12 protein-coding genes and 1 pseudogene are annotated in these 18,156 nt (G+C 63.5%); 6 read left to right on the forward strand and 7 right to left on the reverse strand.

Translation table 11 applies throughout. The features are described 5' to 3' along the window. Positions 1–61: 61 nt before the first annotated feature. The 3 genes and pseudogenes from LPJGGPFB_RS18470 to LPJGGPFB_RS18485 form a co-directional block, all read right to left on the reverse strand. The gene (locus LPJGGPFB_RS18470) at positions 62–1,288 is read right to left on the reverse strand and encodes an alanine racemase (RefSeq protein WP_173421405.1); all 1,227 of its coding nucleotides are present in this window, start codon (positions 1,286–1,288) and stop codon (positions 62–64) included. A 38-nt stretch (positions 1,289–1,326) separates the two neighbouring features. After that, positions 1,327–3,206, reverse strand: a pseudogene (locus LPJGGPFB_RS33720) (ABC transporter ATP-binding protein). A 267-nt stretch (positions 3,207–3,473) separates the two neighbouring features. Beyond that, positions 3,474–4,427 (reverse strand): LysR family transcriptional regulator, encoded by a 954-nt coding sequence (locus LPJGGPFB_RS18485; protein ID WP_173421408.1) that lies wholly within the window; start codon positions 4,425–4,427, stop codon positions 3,474–3,476. Between the two features lie 123 nt (positions 4,428–4,550). Between LPJGGPFB_RS18485 and LPJGGPFB_RS18490 the strand changes: the two genes are divergently transcribed. The 6 genes from LPJGGPFB_RS18490 to LPJGGPFB_RS18515 all read left to right on the forward strand — a co-directional run bounded on the left by LPJGGPFB_RS18490 (position 4,551) and on the right by LPJGGPFB_RS18515 (position 12,110). Further along, positions 4,551–6,479 carry an ABC transporter substrate-binding protein gene (locus LPJGGPFB_RS18490; RefSeq protein WP_173421409.1) on the forward strand — a complete coding sequence of 643 codons (1,929 nt, stop codon included), beginning with the start codon at positions 4,551–4,553 and terminating at the stop codon, positions 6,477–6,479. A 78-nt stretch (positions 6,480–6,557) separates the two neighbouring features. Beyond that, a complete protein-coding gene (locus LPJGGPFB_RS18495) occupies positions 6,558–7,595 on the forward strand; it encodes an ABC transporter permease (RefSeq protein WP_345791047.1) in 1,038 nt (345 codons plus the stop codon). Continuing rightward, entirely contained in the window at positions 7,592–8,464 is an 873-nt protein-coding gene (locus LPJGGPFB_RS18500) for an ABC transporter permease (protein WP_077504655.1), read from the forward strand. Before LPJGGPFB_RS18495 ends, LPJGGPFB_RS18500 begins: the two co-directional genes overlap by 4 nt. A gap of 51 nt (positions 8,465–8,515) precedes the next feature. Continuing rightward, complete coding sequence (locus LPJGGPFB_RS18505) at positions 8,516–10,183, forward strand: serine hydrolase domain-containing protein (RefSeq protein ID WP_173421410.1); 1,668 nt, start codon at positions 8,516–8,518, stop codon at positions 10,181–10,183. 5 nt (positions 10,184–10,188) lie between these two features. Further along, positions 10,189–11,295 (forward strand): aminotransferase class I/II-fold pyridoxal phosphate-dependent enzyme, encoded by a 1,107-nt coding sequence (locus tag LPJGGPFB_RS18510; RefSeq protein WP_345791048.1) that lies wholly within the window; start codon positions 10,189–10,191, stop codon positions 11,293–11,295. Between the two features lie 17 nt (positions 11,296–11,312). After that, entirely contained in the window at positions 11,313–12,110 is a 798-nt protein-coding gene (locus tag LPJGGPFB_RS18515; RefSeq protein ID WP_173421411.1) for a M55 family metallopeptidase, read from the forward strand. Between the two features lie 50 nt (positions 12,111–12,160). Here LPJGGPFB_RS18515 and LPJGGPFB_RS18520 read toward each other — a convergent pair whose 3' ends face one another. From LPJGGPFB_RS18520 to LPJGGPFB_RS18535, 4 genes are all read right to left on the reverse strand, one after another. Beyond that, positions 12,161–12,679 carry a DUF1801 domain-containing protein gene (locus LPJGGPFB_RS18520; protein WP_173421412.1) on the reverse strand — a complete coding sequence of 173 codons (519 nt, stop codon included), beginning with the start codon at positions 12,677–12,679 and terminating at the stop codon, positions 12,161–12,163. Continuing rightward, a complete protein-coding gene (locus LPJGGPFB_RS18525) occupies positions 12,676–13,539 on the reverse strand; it encodes an AraC family transcriptional regulator (RefSeq protein WP_173421413.1) in 864 nt (287 codons plus the stop codon). The genes LPJGGPFB_RS18520 and LPJGGPFB_RS18525 overlap by 4 nt, the downstream gene beginning before the upstream one ends. A gap of 168 nt (positions 13,540–13,707) precedes the next feature. Beyond that, positions 13,708–16,827: an efflux RND transporter permease subunit gene (locus LPJGGPFB_RS18530; RefSeq protein ID WP_173421414.1), complete on the reverse strand. Its 3,120-nt coding sequence runs from the start codon at positions 16,825–16,827 to the stop codon at positions 13,708–13,710. Between the two features lie 8 nt (positions 16,828–16,835). Beyond that, positions 16,836–18,155, reverse strand: a complete 1,320-nt coding sequence (locus tag LPJGGPFB_RS18535; RefSeq protein WP_173421415.1) for an efflux RND transporter periplasmic adaptor subunit — start codon at positions 18,153–18,155, stop codon at positions 16,836–16,838. Between the last annotated feature and the right edge of the window lies 1 nt (position 18,156).

Raw genomic sequence — 18,156 nt, forward strand, 5'->3', positions numbered from 1 at the left:
GCGGGGCATGTCTGTTGACTATCTCCCAATTCGAGCGGCGGTTTGCCGTGCCCTACCCCCATTACGTTTGGCAACTGCGGGCATCGACAGGCAGCACCTTGGCTTCGCCATTGGCATGGCGCAGCGTGAAATGGTCGAAATTGGCGATCGACGCGCAGGAGTGGTTGGGGAAGACCCGCACCCGGCTTCCGAGTGCCAAGGGACGTCCCGAGAAGGGAACGAAGCCATGCTCTTCGGAAAGGCGCTCGAGCGTCCACGAGCCCGTTTCGCCATCATCCTCGGCGCTGACGACGGTGCCGAATCCGGCGCCGCCCATGCCGTGTGCCCCGCGATCGGAGCTCATTGATTTCGAGCCGGCATCAAGGATGAAGTGGGTGTCATTGGAGGCAACGACGCGGGCAACGACGGAGAGCGCCAGATCGTCGGCCGTGCAGATGCCGAGCCTGAGCGCCGTGCCGTCGAGGAAGACGTAGTTGCCGGGTCGGATGCAATCGACCTCTGAAGGAAGCGGCGCCCCCAGACAGGTCGGTGTCGCGCCGACGGAGAGGCACTCGACGGCAATGCCGCGGTCGCGAAGCCGTCCGGCGAGACCGGCGAGGTCTGCCGCTTCATCAAGCGCGACCTTGGCGAGACTTTGCGGGTTTGCGGCAGCGTAGGAATGGCCGGCATGCGAGAGTAGTCCGGCAAAGCGCAGACCGTCGGCGGCCGCGATCCGGGCGCAGAGTTCGAGTGCTGCCGGATCGTTCGGCTTGAGACCGACACGGCCGAGGCCGACATCGACCTTGAGGAAGACGCCGATTTCGACGCCGTGATGCCTGGCGGCTTCAGCCAGCGCATCGACACCCGTTCCGCTTGCCGCAATCGTCCGCAGTTCCGTGCCGCGCGCCTTTACCGCGGGCAGCAGGCGGTCGAGCGACTGCGCCTTGACGATGGGATAGGCCAGGATGATCGAGGGGATTCCGGCTTCGGCAAAGACCAGCGCCTCGCTCGGCTTGGATGCGGTGATGCCGCGTGCGCCAAGCGCCAGCTGCTGTCGCGCGATATGGACGCTCTTGTGCGTCTTTACATGCGGGAACATCGAGACGCCGGCGGCGGTGGCGCGTTGCTGCATGGCCCTCATGTTGCGCACGAGTCGCGCCTCGTCGACTTCGATATAGGGCGTCGGTCGCTCCGCGGCCGATGGACGCCAGAAGCCCGAGGCCTTCGGGTCGGTTGAACCATTGTCAATGTCGGCAGTCGCGCTGCCGGCGGCAGGCGCAGCCGCCACCGTCACTTCGGAAGTGGTCATCTTGGAGTGCTCTGATTTGAAAAGGGAATTGCCGGGCGTCAGCCCGTTGCGACCTGCCTTACGAAATGGGTCGATGAGATTTGATGCATCGGCAGTTCACGGGGCACGAAGTCCGGGGCGCGCACGGCACTGGGGATTTCGTCGGACATCGGCTGGCGGCCCTCCGGGCGGCGTGTCGGGTCGGCGATCGGCACGGTCGACAGGAGCTTGCGGGTATAGGGATGCTGGGGATTGCCGAACACCGAGCGGCGGTCACCGATCTCGACAATCTCGCCCAGATACATCACCGCGACACGGTGGGCGATACGCTCGACCACGGCCATGTCGTGGCTGATGAAAAGAAGCGCGATCTGCATTTCGCGCTGTAGATCCATGAGCAGGTTGATCACCTGTGCCTGGATCGTCACGTCGAGCGAGGCGACGGCCTCGTCGGCGACGATCAGGCGTGGGCTGAGCGCAAGCGCGCGGGCGATGCAGATGCGCTGGCGCTGGCCGCCGGAAAATGCGTGCGGATAACGCTCGAGATGCTCGGGCGACAGTTCGACCTTGGCCAGAAGCTCGGCGGCGCGGGCGCGCATCATGTCGGTCGAGCCCAGCTTGTGAACCCGCATGGGGTCGATGAGCGATTGCTCGATGGTCATGCGCGGGTTGAGGGAGGAGAACGGATCTTGAAAAACCATCTGGGCGTCGCGCCGGAACCGCGCGAGCACGGCGCGCGGTGCACCGATCAATTCGGTGCCGTCAAAGCGGATCGAGCCCGAGCGCGGCCGGTCGAGCTGCATGATCGAGCGGGCGACGGTCGACTTGCCGCAGCCTGATTCGCCGACCAGCGCCAGCGTCTCACCAGGAAAGATGTCGAAGGAGACGTTCTCCACCGCATGCACGCGGCCGGAGACATGGCCGAACAGTCCGGCCTTGAGATCGAAGCGCGTGACCAGGTTGCGCACCGAAACGAGCGGCTGGCGGGTTTCCTTCATCGGTGCGGACGCGTTCATTCTGTCACCTCTGCGAGCGCACGCTCCGGTTCGAACACCAGCAACGGGAATTTCTCCGGCGCGTCCTTGTCCGCCATGCTGCCAAGGCGGGGCACGGCGGAAATGAGGGCACGGGTATAGGCATGTTTCGGCTGGGCGAAGATGTCGTAGACAGAACCGGTCTCGACGATCTCGCCCTTGAGCATGACGCAGACGCGGTCGGCGACCTCGGCAACCACGCCCATGTCATGGGTGATGAACAGCACCGACATGCCGATCTCGTGCTGAAGGGCGCGCACCAAGTCGAGAATCTGCGCCTGTATCGTCACGTCGAGCGCGGTCGTCGGCTCGTCGAGGATCATCAGCGACGGGCGACAGGCAAGGGCGATGGCGATCATGACGCGCTGGCGCATGCCGCCGGAGAGCTGGTGGGGATACTGGTCGAGCCGGCGTTCCGCGTCGGGTACACGAACCAGCTTTAGGGTGTTGAGCGCGATCTGGCGTGCCTGTTCCGGCGTCTTGTCCTGGTGGTGGATCACCGCCTCGGCAATCTGGTCACCGACCGTGAAGACCGGGTTCAGGCTCGACATCGGATCCTGGAATACGATCGAGATATCAGCGCCGCGAAGCGCTTCGATCCGCTTGTCCGAGAGCTTGGCGAGGTCGGCGACCTTGCCGTCCTTCAGGCGCATCAGCACCCGCCCGCCGGTAATGCTTGCGCCGTCATATTCCGTCAGCCGCATGATCGTCATCGCCGTTACCGATTTGCCCGACCCGGATTCTCCGACCAGCGCCACGGTCTCGCCGCGGGCGATTTGGAAGGAGACACCGCGGACCGCGCGCAGCTGCGCCTTGGTGCCGGCAGCAAAGGAGACTTCGAGGTCTTCCACGGAAAGGATGACATCCTCGGGCAGTTCAGGCGTTGCGGATTTCGACAGGAGCATCAGCACAGGGACCCGATTTCGAGGGGACGTTGTGTCATCAGGTCTCGCAACGAGGTCGCATCCTGTCAATACGGGTGAGGGAGGCGGTTGCGGTGTTCGACCGCGTCGCTGCAACTGCTCAATCTGATCCGATGGGCAGGTTGCGCCGGCAAAATCGAGTAAAATCAATGTGTCACGATTGTGGCAGGCAAAACTATGCGCGTTGCGCATTGTATCGCCTGTCTTCGCATATCGCACCGCACACGCATTTTTGCACGGTACGATGCCTCAGGCCGCATCGATGACGGCGTCGAAACTGTTCTTGTACTGGGGCAGGGCGGCGCATTGCTTGAGGTGCTGCCAAAGGGCATCGCTGTCATGGCTTCCGGAGCCGGCGCGGCGGAAGATGCGGATCTCCAGTTCCAGCGACATCTGCTGCCCGCCGATCTGGGCGAGGCGCCCCTGCCGCATCGCCTCGGCGACGCAGATCTGCGGCAGCCAGGCGACGCCGCGGCCGGCGACGGCCATATGTTTCAGGCCGTCGGCAAGGCCGGACTGGTAGACGGTGCTGAGGTTGAGCGGGCGGCGCCAGCGCGATTGGATCAGTGTCGCCAGCTTGCCGATGTAGCCGTCGCTCCAGGAATAGGCGAGATAGGGAATTTCTGTGGTCTCGGGCCCATCGATGTCGAAAAGCGGCCGGCCGCTGTCGTCGGTTCCCGAGACGAGAATGAGCCGATCCTTGCCGATCTGCAGGGATTCGAAGGGTCCCCCTTCGAGCACCGGCGGGCCATCGGGGTGCACATAGGTGATGGCGAAATCGCACTGGCCGGAGCAAAGATGGTCGATGCTTTCGAGGAAGTCGGCCGCATGCATGCTGGTGCGCAGCGGCAGGCGCGAGATCAGCGGCGAGCCGATCCATTTCGGGAAGAAGTACATTGCCAGCGTATGCAGCGAGGTGAAGGTGAGCATGGCCGAGCTTTCGCCGGCGACATTGCGGCAGTCGGTGCGCAGCCGATAGGCTTCGCGCACGAGCCGCTGGCAGCCCGGCAGGAACATCGTGCCTGCCCGCGTCAACTGTACCGGATAGGTGCTGCGGTCGATCAGGTCGGCGCCGATCCAGTTCTCCAGCGATTTGATGCGCCGGCTGAAGGCCGGCTGGGAAATGTTGCGCGCCGTCGCCGCCGTCGAGAAATTCCTGGTCGCGGCAATTTCCAGAAAATCTTCAAGCCATTGCAGTTCCATGCCGGCCCTCATGCGTGTTTTGCATAGTCTATCCTAACTACACATTGGACAGACCCGCAAGCGCTCTTCTAGCCTCCCCTGTAACGAGAAGAAAACTTCCGCCTCCACCAAATGGGAACAACAATGAAACGCACCTTAGCCCTAGCCCTCTGCCTGGGGCTCGGCATCGCGGCTGCGCCCGCTATGGCCGAGACCAAGAACCCCGGCACCTTCGTCTTCATGTGGACCGACGACATCCAGTCGTTCGATCCGGCCTACATCGCCAACACACCGAGCTCCTACGGCTCGCTCAACATCTACAGCCGGTTGCTGAACTTCAACGGCTCGAAGATCTCCGAGTTCGTGCCGTCGCTTTCGACCGAGGTGCCCTCGCTCGAAAACGGCCTGATCAAGCAGGCCGACGATGGTTCGGTGAGCTATACCTTCCCTATCCGCAAGGGCGTTTTCGCCCATAAGGTCGGCGTCAAGGGCGCCGACGGCAAGGTCACCTGGGAATACTACGACAAGCTGACCGACGCCCAGAAGGCGACGATCGAGCCGGGTTACGGCCAGATCACGCCCGAAGACGTGCGCTACTCGCTGCTGCGCGCCATTCTGCAAGGCCAGTCGTGGATGTCGAACGCGATCACCGAGGTGATCACCGCCGGCAAATACACCGATATCGCCAAGTGGGTCGAGACCGAAGGCGAGGTCAAATCCATCAACGACGCCAGCCCTGAGGTCCTGCGCAAGGTCTATGACCAGCTCGCCTCGCAGATCGTCGTCGACGGCGACAATGTCACGCTGAAACTGCCGAAATCGTTTCCGGCAACGCTCGGCGTCATCGCGCTGCCCTTCGGCACCTCCGTTCTCGACAAGGAATGGGTCGCTTCGGTCGGCGGCTGGGATGGATCGGGCGATACCTGGAAGGCCCATTACCGCCCGGAACTCGGCGCCAATCCGCTGTTTGCGGAGGAGAACGGCACCGGCCCCTTCATGCTCGAGGAATGGGACCGCACCGACCGGCGCATCACGCTGAAGCGGTTTGACAACTATTTCATGGGGCCGGCCGCGCTCGAACGCGTGGTCATGCGCACCGTGCCGGAATGGACGACGCGGCGCCTGCAGCTTCTGTCCGGTGACGCCGATTTCGTCACTGCACCGGTCGAGTTCATCGACGAACTCAGCAAGACCGAAGGCGTGAAAGTCATCGACGGCCTGCAGAAGGTGTTTTCCCGCGGCGTCTTCTTCGCCTGGCCGCTCGACGACAACGACAATCCGGCCATCGGCAGCGGCAAGCTCGACGGCGCCGGCATTCCGCCGGACTTCTTCGCCGACATCGACGTTCGCAAGGGCTTCAACTACGCCCAGAACTACGATGCGCTCTTGACCCAGGTGCTGCTCAACAAGACCGTGCAGTCGCGCGGGCCGACCGTGCGCGGCATCATGGGCTACCGCCCGGATTCTCCTGTCTACAGCTACGATCCCGCCAAGGCCGAGGAACACTTCAAAAAGGCGTTCGGCGGCAAGCTCTGGGATACCGGCTTTGCCTTCACCGCCTACGTGACCGAAGGCAATCCGCAGCTGACCGCGGCACTCTCCGCACTTCAGCAAGGCCTGTCGCGCATCAATCCGAAGTTCAAGATGCAGATCCAGGCGCTGCCATGGGCCTCCGTCTCGGACAAGCTCAACAACCGCGAAAAGCCGGCAGCACCCCTGACGGTGATGGGCTGGGGTCCTGACTATTCCGACCCGGGTGGTCCGCTCGGTGCAGCCAGCTACTACCTCTCGCCCACGGGTCTCGTCGGCGGCATGGTTGGCCAGGGCTACCGCGACCTGATGGCGGAAAAGTTCAAGCCGCTGCTCGACGAAGCCTGGGCCTCGGTCGATCCCGCCGTGCGCGAGCCGATCTATGCCAAGCTGCAGGAAATGTCCTACGAATACGCCACCACCCAGTTCCTCTGGGAAGACTTCGGCTACGTCGTCACCCGCAGCAACATCGATGGTTATGTCGACAACATGATCCTCTACGGCGCCTGGGACTTCTACCCGGTCACCAAGGCCAACGACTGATTGGCGATCGGCATGTCGGGCGAGAATCCGCTCGACATGCCTTTTCTTCATTTTCCCTGAAATCGGAACGTGTGAACCGTGCTGAACTATGCACTCAGACGACTGATGATGCTGCCGATCGTTCTCTTCGCCCTGTCGTTGATGATCTTCGCGCTGCAGATGTCGCTTTCGCCGACCCAGAGGCTGGCGGCCTATGCGCCGTCACCTGACTATCTCAAGGGCGGCCAGGAAAGCATCCGCCGGATGATCGAGCAGTATGGGCTCAACGATCCCTTCTACATCCAGTACGGCCGCTGGATCGGCGGCATCCTCACCGGCAATCTCGGCTGGTCGGAGACGGCCCGCCAGCCGGTGTCCACGGCGCTGATGTCATTGTTTCCGGCGACGCTGGAACTGGTGGTGCTGGCCTTCGTCCCCTGCCTGTTGCTGGCTGTGTTCCTGGGTTCGCGCGCCGGCATCTATCTCAACCGCTGGCCCGACCACGTCATCCGCATCTTCACCATTCTCGGCTGGTCGTTCCCGGTTTACGTCTTTGGCCTCTTGATGCTCTTGATCTTCTATTCGGCGCTCGACTGGTTCCCGCCCGGCCGGCTCAGCCAGTGGGCGCAGACCGTGGTCAGCTCCAGCGACTTCGTGCGCTATACCGGCGCCAACACCATCGACGCGCTGCTCAACGGCAATCTGGCGATCTTCGGCGATGCGCTTCGCCATCTTGCCGCACCCGTCATCACGCTAACCTATGTCAACGTTGCGAGCATGACGCGGGTGATGCGCACCTCGATGCTGGAAACCCTGCGTCAGGATTATGTGCGCACCGCCCGCGCCAAGGGTCTGCCGCGCCGCGTGGTCGAACTGCGCCATGCCCGGCGCAATGCGCTTCTGCCGCTTGCGACCATTGCCGGCATGGAACTCGCGGTGATGATGGGCGGTGTCGTCATCACCGAGACCATCTTCGACTATGCAGGGCTAGGCCAGTTCGCCGCCAAGACCGCCGCCAATCTCGACTTCCCGGCAGTCCTCGGCTTCGGCCTCTATTTCGCGGTCGTCCTGGTGATCATGAACCTGGTCGTCGATCTCATCTATCCGTTGCTCGATCCGAGGGTGAAGACGCAATGAAGTTTCTTCGTTACCTCGCAAGAAATCCGGTGTCGCTGTTCGGCGTCGTGATCCTTCTCGCCTTCGTGCTCATCGCCGTCTTCGCGCCGGTCCTGGCGCCGCCGCAGAGTTTTCAGCTGTCGCCCTACGATACGCCGCGTGCCGGCTTCCTGGCCACGCCGCAGCCGCCGTCGCCGGAGGCTGTCTTCGGCACGACGCAGGGCCAGTACGACATCTTCTACGGCGTCGTCTGGGGCACGCGCACCGCATTCAAGATCGGCCTCGGGGTTGTGGCGATTTCCGTCCTGATCGGCACCGTCGTTGGCGCGGTCGCCGCCTACTACGGTGGCGTCATCGAGGAGGTGCTGATGCGCATCGTGGACGTGTTCATGGCCGTTCCCTTCCTGATCGCCGCCATGGTGCTGACGGCGTTGCTCGGCAAAGGCATCGTGCCCATCACGATCGCGCTCACCACGTTCGGCTGGATGAGTTATGCCCGCATCGTTCGAAGCGAGATCCTGAGGATCCGCGAGATGGATTATATCCATGCGGCCCGCAGCTACGGGGCGAGCGATCTCCGTCTGATCGTGCTGCATATCCTGCCCAATGCCATGTTCCCGGTGCTCGTGCTGGCGACGATGGCGACCGGCTCCATGGTGCTGTCGGCCTCGGCGCTGAGCTTCCTCGGTGTCGGTACCGAAGAAGGCTATGCCGACTGGGGCCAGTTCATCGCCTATTCGCGCAACTGGATCGTCGGCCAGCCCGGCAACCCCTTCCAGTTCTGGTACACGCTGGCTTTCCCCGGCGCTGCCGTCTTCCTGTTCGTTCTGTCGTGGAACCTTGTGGGTGATGCGCTGCGCGACATGCTCGACCCCCGCCACGCCCATTGAGACCCAATCCCTTCAAGACCCAATCCGTTTAAGGTTCAAGGAGCATTCCCGATGTCCTCTCTGTCTGCCGCCTCGATCGAACTATTCGAGGATCTGATCCGCTATGAGGTCGAAGACAAGGCGATCCCGTCGATCTCCTACGCCCTCGTCGACCGCGACGGCGTGCTTGCCGAAGGCCATGTCCAGCGTCACGACCGCCATTTCGACATGGGCAAGGACACCTGCTTCCGCATCGGCTCGATCACCAAGACCTTCACGTCGCTGGCGATCATGCAACTGGTCGAGAAGGGCCTTGTCGATATCGACGTCGACGTCTCGACCTATCTGCCCGGCTTCAAGCCGGAAAACCCGTTCGCCGGTGCCGAGGGCGGGCCTTACGGCTCGGTCATCAGCCTGCGCAAGCTCATGACCCATACGGCGGGCATCGTGCGCGAGCCGAAGAGCGGCCACTATCTCGACGCCACCCGGCCGCCGCTCGAAGATACGGTCAACGAGCTCGCGAGCTCGATCCTCAAGCAGGATCCGAGCCTCGGCGTGATGCATTATTCCAACGCCGGCATCGCCGTCGTCGGCCGGGTGATCGAGACGGTGACTGGCCAGAGCTATTCCGACTATGTCGCCGCCAACATCCTGAAGCCACTCGGCATGGACAGCTCGTCCTGCGGCATGGCGCCCGGCATCCGCGAGCGGTTGGCACCTGCCGACATGTGGACGCTTGACGGCGATACGCCGGCGCCGGTGTTCAGCCTCGGCGGTTCGCCGGCCGGCAACATCTTCTCGACCACAGGCGACATGGCGCGCTACGCCCAGTGCCTGCTGCGTGGCGGCTTCGACGCCGAGGGCAATTCCATCATCTCGCCGGCGTCGCTGCGCGAAATGTGGACGCCGTTCGGCAAGCGTCCGGCCGGCCACGACAAGACGCTCAACGGCTACGGCCTGTGCTTCGGCTCCGGTGACGTCGACGGCTGGACTTCCGTCGGCCATGGCGGTGCCGTCTATGGTTACGCTTCGCAGATGATGCTGCTGCCGGCCGCCGGCGTCGGCGTGCTGATCTTTGCGACTCTCGATTTTGCCAACCAGATCGCCTCGCGCCTCGGCGTCGACGGCGTGCGCATTGTCCTTGCCGAACGCAAGATGGGCAAAATGCCCGAACGCGTCCAGCGTCCGCCCGAGATTTCCGAAGCGCAGTTCAAAACGCTTCCCGGCTATTACCGAGACGACGCCACGCAGGAAGTTGTCGAGGTCAAGTCGACGGACGGCAAGATCTATCTGATGGGCGAGGGCGTACCACACAGGATCCGGCCGGTCGCCGGCAACGATTTCGTCATCGACGGCCGCATCTACGGCCGCGGCGCCGACTACGCCCACATGAACCTCTCCTTCCCGGAAGCCGGCAAGCTTGCATGGAAGGATGCGACCTGGACCCGCATCGAGGCGCCCGATGACGAGACCGTGCCCGACGCGATCGCGCCGCATCTCGGCGAATACGGGCCGGATTTCAACATCACCTACCTGACCTACAGCCATGGCGGGCTGAAATGCCTGATCGAGTACTTCTGCACCCACACCTGCGAGCCGGTCGAAGAAGGCCGCTTCCGCATGCATGGGCGGCTTTATGAAGACGAGATCCTCGAACTCGATGCCGTCGACGACAACGGCAAGCGCGGCATCCGCGTCGGGCCGATGTTCCTGGAGCGGCGCAGCTCGTCCCAGGCGTAAGCGGCGTGAGCCGAACCATGGCCGCTCCGATCCGGATGGAGTCGCCCCTGGGCGCCCGCATGTTCATCGGCGGGCGCGAGGTCGACTACTACTGCGGCACGTCCTATTTCTGCCTGCACGGCCACCCCGAGGTGATCGAGGCGGCTTGTGACGCCACGCGGCGATACGGCATGGGGCCGGGAACGCTTGCCCATATGCAGGTCTATGCCGACCTGCAGGAGCGGCTGCGCGACTGGTTCGGCACGGAGGAGGTCGTCTACATGATCTCCGGCTACACCAGCCCGATGGTGCTGCTGCAGGGGCTGCGTGACGATTTCGACGTGATCCTGATGGATTCCGCCACGCATTACAGCACGCGGGACGCCATCCCGACGCTCGGCAAGCGGATCCACGAGTTCCGCCACGCCGATCCGGGCGATCTGGCCGCGCAGTTGTCGCAGCATGTGAAGCCGGGTGAGCGGCCGGCGGTGCTGACGGACGGGGTGTTCCCGTCCTCGGGCAAGCTTGCGCCGCTTGGCGATTATCGTCATGCAATGGCTCCCTATGAAGGGGCGCTTCTCTGCATCGACGATTCCCACGGCGTCGGCGTTCTCGGCGAGACCGGCCGTGGTTCGCTGCAATACGCCGGGCTCGAAGGCGAGGGCAATTATCTCGCCGGCACCATGAGCAAGGCCTTCGGTGCGCTCGGTGGGGTGGTTCCCGGTGATGTCGCCCTTGCCGAAAAGATCGCCCGCAATGCGATGATCATGCGCGGCGCCTCGCCGGCACCGCCCGGTCTTGCGGCGGCGGCCGCCGCATCGTTGCGGGTGCTGCAAGCGACGCCGGACAAGCGGACCAACCTCATCCGGAACATCAAGCACGTGCGCAGCGGCCTGCGGACGCTCGGCTTCGAAGTCGCCGACACGCCTGTGCCGATCGTCACCGTCAAGGGCGTGACCGATCTCGAGCAGCTGCGCGACCGCCTTGCCGAACGCGACATCATCGTCCGGGTGCAGCAGGCCGGCGGTTACTCCGACGCGCCTGATGTGCCGACGCTTCGGCTCGCGGTGTTTTCCGAACATTCCCCGGCTCAGATCGATCGGCTCCTGCAGTCGATGGCCGAGCTTATTTGAGAGATGAGAGTACGATCATGAAGGTTTTCATCAGCGCTGATATCGAGGGCACGGCGGGGATCACCGCCTGGGACGAGGCCAAGAAGGGCCACCCGGAATACGAGGAGTTCCGCGAATACATGACCGACGAGCTGGTCGCTGCCTGCGAAGGCGCCAAGGCCGCCGGTGCCAAGGAGATCGTGGTCAAGGACGCCCATTCGACCGCCCGCAATCTGATCCTGTCGAAGCTGCCGGCCTATGTCAGCATCGTCAGGGGCTGGAGCGGCCATCCCGATCTGATGATGTTCGGCATCGACAAGAGTTTCTCGGCAGCGCTTTACACCGGCTATCACAACAAGGCCGGGACCGACACCAATCCGCTCGCCCACACGCTGACCGGCACGGTGTCGCGGCTCCTGATCAATGGCGAAGTGGCGTCGGAATTCACGCTGAACGCGCTTTGCGCCGCGCGCTATGGCGTGCCTTCGGCGTTTCTTTCGGGCGATGCCGGCATGTGCGCCGAGGCCAAGGCGATTGCTCCGGGTATCGGCACTGTAGCGACAAGCGAAGGGTTCGGTCCCGCGACCCGGTCGCTGACGCCGAAGGCTGCGGTTGCCTCTATTCGCGAGGGCGTGGAGAAGGCGCTTTCGGGCGATCTGAAGGCCTGCCTGCCGAAGCTCGCCGACCGTTTCGAGCTGGTGGTCGAGTACACGACACCAATCGAGGCCTATCGCGGCAGCTGGTACCCAGGTGTCGAGCATATCGCGGCGCGCACGCTGCGCTTCGAGGCGAAGGACTTCTTCGAAATCCAGCGCGCTATTCGCTTCATCGTTTGAGCGAGGCAATGGACGGCGCGCGAGAAGCTGCTTCGGTATCGCGCGCGCCTCTAATCCACCAGATAGGGCGTTGAAGCCAGACGCGAGCCGTCATGGCATGAATTGAAGCACTTACAGACTTCACTGGCGTGTCGGCATATTGGCCCAGGCCACTGCCTCCTCCTGCGCTGATGATATGTCAGCGCCGCCCTCAGACAGTGGGCAAGCGGTTCTGCGGGAAGGTCGCCTGTGGCGGGGATGAGGAGGGCACGGTTGCTCTCAAAGGCAAATTCGCTCCCGAAGTGAACGCGGAAGGTATCGACTAGCGTCGTCTTGCAATTGAAGAACACCGCGCAATGTGCCGGTGCTGATTTGACAACGCCCAACCGGATCGTCGTTCCGCTTTTGCTTGCTTCCGTGAGGTAGGCGGGCTCTCCCCATTTGAGTGCCTCCGTCAGCGGCCCGACACCTTCGGTCTCGGCGCCAACGACAAAGATGAGATCGCGAATCTGCAGCAGGCGCGTCCGCACCGTCGCGCTATGCTGTGCCAGCACCTCGGCGATATCGGCAGGAACGGGTGGGCTCGTCATGGCACGCGTTTCTTCAGCGGCAGATGGATATCGGTCCGCAATTCGCTTTGCGGAACCATTCGCGGATCGTTGAGATAGGCTTCGAAGACCGGCTGATCGTCCGGTTCATGCCCTGACCCGGGCAACCAGACGCCCAGAAGCCATCGATAGGCGCCAGGCATGGCCGCGTAGGGGCCGGTGTAACTCAGCTTGGCGTAGGGGCCTCCGCGCAGGACCGTTTCTGTCAACGGCGCATCAAGCGCGACGGAGTCGGCAATCAGCATGCAGGCGCGAGAACGCAGGTCCTCCTCAGGCCCGAGCTCGGGATCATCGAAGAAAACCCCGATCATCTCCTGTTGCGCGGGCAATGCTCCGCGGGCCACGAGTTCGGCAAAGAGCCGCGCCATCGCCCGGTCGATTTCCATATAGGAGCCCCGGTGATCGATCGACGCACAGCGTCGCTCGGGCAGATCGACTATGCTCACCGGGAACCCGGTCGCGTCGCCGGCGGCGTTGGCATTTCTGAAGGCTGCGTGCTGGCCGTTTTCGCGATAGGCAGCGGGCGTTGTGCCAAAGGCATTCCGGAACGCTCGTCCGAATGTATCGGTTGAGCCGTATCCGGCGCGATCGGCAACGGTTGCGATATCGACCTGCGAATTGGCGAGCCGGTCGGCAGCGCGTTGCAGCCGGAGCCTGCGAATGGTCGCGACGATGGTTTCGCCACGCATGGCCGAATAGATCCGGCTCCAGTGATAGGGGGAAAGGCAGGCGACTTCAGCCAATCGGTCGAACGAAATGTCGTCCTCCAGATGGGCATAGACATGGTCGATCACCCGGATCATCCGGGCACTGTAGCTCGCCTCAGTCAATCCCTTGTGCATCGGCGTCCTCTTCGGTTTTCCACTTAGCGAAGAGATTGGCATGAGCAGGGCCGGTAAATCCTGCGGATTTGATCACCCTGTCGGTGCGACTATAGCCAATGGCTGCCGATTTGCATCCGTCTCCCTTTGCGCCCGAGGGCGAGCGGGATGTTGACCCGGCCGTCGCGGTCAGCTGTCTGCGTGCGCCTCGGGCGCGCGGAGCACGGCGCCGACGCGTCTTGCGACAAGGACCTGCAGCGCGTGAACGCGCAGGAACAGCGCCGGCACGAAAAGCAGCGAAAGGGCGGTGGAGGCGAGCAGCCCGCCGATGACGACGATCGCCATCGGCGCGCGGAAGGCTCCGCCGTCGCCGAAACCGAGCGACACGGGTACCATGCCGGCGATCATCGCCGCGGTGGTCATGATCACAGGCCGCGCCCGCTGTTCTGCGGCGGTGACCACGGCCTCGCGGGGGGCGTGGCCCTGCTTGATCAGCTGGCCAGAGAGATCGACGATCAGGATCGCATTCTTGGCGACAATGCCCATCAACATCAATGCGCCGATCAGCACCGGCATTGTCACGCCGTTTCCGGTGAGAGCGAGGGCCAGGATGCCGCCGGACAGGGCGAGAGGCAGGGATAACAGGATTGTCAGCGGTTGGAACGGGTTGCCGAAGAGGATCAGCAGGATCGCGAACACGGCGGCAAGCCCCAACAGCACTGCGCGGAGGAAGCTTGAAAAAAAGTCCTGCATCGACAGGGTCTCGCCGGCAGGCTGCAGGCTGACGCCCTCCGGCAAGGGGTTGTCTGCAATCCACGCCGTCACCGCCGACAGGGCGGTGCCTGACGAGACAGCCCCTTTGAGATCGGCGGTGATATCGATGCGCCGCAACCCGTCGCGCCGTATGATCTCGGCCGGGCCGGAACGTGCCACGACCTCGGCGATTGCCGCCAGCGGTACGACGTTGCCATCGGCAGTCCTCAGCGGCATGCCTTCTATCAGCGAAATGTCGATGTCATCTTCAGCCTCCACCCGGACCCGCACCGGAACCCGACGGCCCTGCAGATCGATGTGGGCCAGCTCGCGGCTGATGTCTCCGACAGTCGCCACGCGCACCGCGTCCGATAGCGCGTCGAGACTGATGCCGAGTTCCGAAACGAGGTCCCGGTCGGGCACGATCTGCAACTCGCTGCGAAGGGCGGGGCGAAGCGACGTCACTGTTCGGAACTCAGGCATTTCAGCCATCGCCGACGACAGGCTGTCGCTTGCCTGCTCCAGGCGGCCAGGTTGATCGCCGAGGAGCGTCAGCGAGAACTGGCGGCTGCCGGTCAACCCCAGTTCGCTGCTGCGGATATCCGCGATTGTTGCCAGTTGCCTGGTGACATCGGCGGCCACCTGCTGGCGGGTCCGGTTGCGCTCGGCCGGTGCCGTCAGCATCAGGTGAACGGTGAAGGACTGCTGGCTCGGTGGACCGAAAGTGAGATCGCTGCGATAGGCGTAGATGTGCTGGACATCCGGGTCCTTCTTCAGGGAGCGCGCGATCTCGACGGATTTTTGCATCATCGACGAGGTGCTGGCTCCGTCGGCCATGTCGATTGCGAACGCCAGGCGGGTCCCGTCTTCCGTCGGGATGAACCCGCGCGGCAGGGTCGGCAGTACCGCCAGGAACGGCACCGCGACGGAAAGCAGGCCGAGCGCCAAAATCACGAGGGTCATGTCGATGTGGATGCTTCGCTCTCCCAACGACACTTTCTGCCGGCCGATCGACAGCCGCAGCAGTCGCGAATAAAATCCGTGGCTCCTTCCGGATTTGCTGCGCTCGCCCGGTGGCGCGGGCTTCAACAACGCCACCGCCAGCATGGGCGTCATCACTCGCGCGACCAGCAATGACAGGAGCGTCGCGACGGCCACGGTCAGTCCAAACTCCCGGAAGTATCGACCGGGCAGACCTTCGATCAGCGCCAGCGGCAGGAAAACCGCGACAACGGTCAGCGATATCGCGATGACCGAGCTACCGATCTCCTCCGTCGCATCGATGACCGCGCGCCAGATCGTCTTTCCCATTTCACGGTGACGCGACACGTTCTCGATCTCCACTATCGTGTCATCGACGAGAAGGCCGATCGCCAGCGTCAGGCCCAAAAGGGAAACGAGATTGAGTGAGAAGCCGAGAACTTCCATGGCAAGAAAGGTCGGGATCACCGCCAGCGGCAGAGCGATGGCAGCGATGAGCGTCGCGCGCCGATCCCGCAGGAACAGAAAGACGACTGCGATGGTGCACAGCGCGCCCTCGGCCATGGTTCGCATCGTGCCGGTGAAGTTGTTGCTGACGTAGCTGGCGTTTTCGTCGAGCAGCGTGAACTGCACCGCAGTCTCGGCATCGTCGAGACGCTGAACTGCGGATCTTATCTGCTCGAATGTCTCAACCTCGTTGGCCCGCTTTTCGGCAAAGATCGCCAAGGCGACGATCGGATCGGCATCGAGCGTCGCGAAACCCGAAGGCTCGCTCCAGGCATCCTCGATCCTGGCAATGTCGGAAAGCCGGTTGCTGGATCCGGGGCCGGTTCTGACGGTAAGCGCGTCGAGATCCTCCACCGACATAGGTGCCGAGACGGTGCGGATCGGCTCGTCGAAGCCGTCGGTCTCCGTCGTTCCGGAGGCCCGGTTGTCGCTGACGGCACGCAGTGCCCGGCTGACGTCCTGTGGCGCCAGGCCACGGGCGATCATTTCATCTTGCTGCAGCCAGACCCTGATCTCCCGCTCGCTGCCGCCAACCCGGACAATCCTGCCGACGCCCGGCACTTTTTCCAGGATGGGGCGAATGCGCTCGTCGGCGCGCCTGGAGATCGCCGGCAGCGCCAGCTGGTCGGAGCGCAGAGCATAAGTGGCGATTGCCAGACGCCGTATGTTGGAAAGCTCGATCGAAGGCTCCTCCAGATTTGCCGGCAACTGGCTGCGGACCGTCCGCATCGCCGCCTGTACCCGATCCAGCGCGACATCTGGCGAAATGTGGGTGGCGAATTCTGCACTCAACGTGACACTGCCGTCACTGATCGTGGCGTCCAGACGCTCAAGACCTTCGATGTCCTCGAAGGCGTCCTCGATCTTTTTCGCTACCTGCATTTCCAGGTCGCTCGGCGATGCCGCCTGCTGACGCAGCATGATCGTGACGACAGGAAAGTCCATTTCCGGGAAGCGGTTGACCGGCAGTGAGGTCAGGGACAGCCACCCCATAACCGTCAAAACGAGAAACAGCGCAACGCCGATGGTGGGGCGCTCGATCGACCATTTCGAGACGTTGATGGCCATCGGATGCCTCACCGGTTTGAGGCGATGACGGCGGCGGGCAAAACGGGCGTGACGCGCATGCCGGCGCGCACCAGGCTGCCCGACCGCAGGACGACCTGCTCGCCGGACGATACCCCTGAGACGATCTGGACAGCCTCGGCGGTCTTGCGGCCGGTGACGACGGCGCGCGTTTCGACGGTTCCGTTGGCTACCAGCTGCACCTGGCTGCCATCGGCCGTGGGCTGGACGGCGCTGAGTGGCAGGACGATCTGCATCTGCTCCGTCGTGCGGATTTCCGCGCGCGCAAAGGCGCCGAGCCTAACCATGACGTTCGGCGGAAGGGCTATGCGGACACGCGCCATTCTGGTGGTCGGTTCGATCCGCGGCGATAGATGCCGGACGGTGCCGGCCAGGGGTACCTCGATCCCCGGGATGGAGATGGAGGCTGCCGTTTCAGGCCGGATCCGATCCATCATGCGCATGGGAACCAGCGCCTCGAGCTCGAAAAGTCCGTCCCGGGCGATGCGAAACAGCGGCGTCTTTCCCGTGGCTATGTCGCCCACATGAGCGAAGCGCTCGACGATAATGCCGGACGCGGGCGCTCGTACGCGCGTTCGCTCGAGATGGGCAGTCAGTTCGCGGCGCTTGACCAACGCGATGGCGCGCTCGGCCAAGGCGACCCTCTTTGCCTGTTGCGCGGTGGCAAGCTTGGCTTCGGCGACAAGCACATCGGCCTGGCGTTGTTCGAGGACGTCCAGGGACGTTACTCCGGATTTCGAGAGTGGGTCGGCACGGGCCAGTGCCTTGCCAGCGAGATCGAGATTTGTTTGCGCAAGCGCGATCGTACTCTCGCTTTGGGTCAACAGAGCATTGGCGCGCTCGATCTCGACGTCGTTCATCGCCAGGGCGATCTCGCCCAGGTCGGACATCAGGACGGCCAGGACCTGGCCCTCTCGAACCGTATCGCCTTCCTCGGCCAGGATGGACAGAACGCCGGCGCCATCGCTCTCCGTCCCCACGAGCACGTCCTCGCGGGCGACGATCGACCCGGAAACAGTGCTTGTGGTCGTGAGGTCGCCGGGTGACGCATTGACGACCGACACGCTCATCACGGAGGCATCGTCGCCAGAGGTGGCACCGGCCGATCCTGTAGCGACCGCCATTGCCGTCCCTGCGGTTGGGGAGAGATGGCCGACAACCATCGGGTAGGCTGCCGCAAGCAGGGCCGCTACGGCAATGAGTGCGACGGAACCGACCGTTCTGCGTCGCCTGTGGTTCTTTTCCGACGCGGTTCCTGGCTGTCGGTCCAGCGGCGACGTATCGAGATGTGTTGGTCGTCTGCGGATCATG

It is taken from the genome of Ensifer adhaerens, assembly GCF_013283195.1.
Taxonomy (GTDB): domain Bacteria; phylum Pseudomonadota; class Alphaproteobacteria; order Rhizobiales; family Rhizobiaceae; genus Ensifer; species Ensifer adhaerens_G.

What these genes read in the sequence shown, in the direction of transcription:
- LPJGGPFB_RS18470 (WP_173421405.1), bottom strand. Translation starts at nt 1,288, where the DNA reads ATGACCACTTCCGAAGTGACGGTGGCGGCTGCGCCTGCCGCCGGCAGC.
- LPJGGPFB_RS18485 (WP_173421408.1), bottom strand. Translation starts at nt 4,427, where the DNA reads ATGGAACTGCAATGGCTTGAAGATTTTCTGGAAATTGCCGCGACCAGG.
- LPJGGPFB_RS18490 (WP_173421409.1), top strand. Translation starts at nt 4,551, where the DNA reads ATGAAACGCACCTTAGCCCTAGCCCTCTGCCTGGGGCTCGGCATCGCG.
- LPJGGPFB_RS18500 (WP_077504655.1), top strand. Translation starts at nt 7,592, where the DNA reads ATGAAGTTTCTTCGTTACCTCGCAAGAAATCCGGTGTCGCTGTTCGGC.
- LPJGGPFB_RS18505 (WP_173421410.1), top strand. Translation starts at nt 8,516, where the DNA reads ATGTCCTCTCTGTCTGCCGCCTCGATCGAACTATTCGAGGATCTGATC.
- LPJGGPFB_RS18515 (WP_173421411.1), top strand. Translation starts at nt 11,313, where the DNA reads ATGAAGGTTTTCATCAGCGCTGATATCGAGGGCACGGCGGGGATCACC.
- LPJGGPFB_RS18520 (WP_173421412.1), bottom strand. Translation starts at nt 12,679, where the DNA reads ATGACGAGCCCACCCGTTCCTGCCGATATCGCCGAGGTGCTGGCACAG.
- LPJGGPFB_RS18525 (WP_173421413.1), bottom strand. Translation starts at nt 13,539, where the DNA reads ATGCACAAGGGATTGACTGAGGCGAGCTACAGTGCCCGGATGATCCGG.
- LPJGGPFB_RS18530 (WP_173421414.1), bottom strand. Translation starts at nt 16,827, where the DNA reads ATGGCCATCAACGTCTCGAAATGGTCGATCGAGCGCCCCACCATCGGC.
- LPJGGPFB_RS18535 (WP_173421415.1), bottom strand. Translation starts at nt 18,155, where the DNA reads ATGATCCGCAGACGACCAACACATCTCGATACGTCGCCGCTGGACCGA.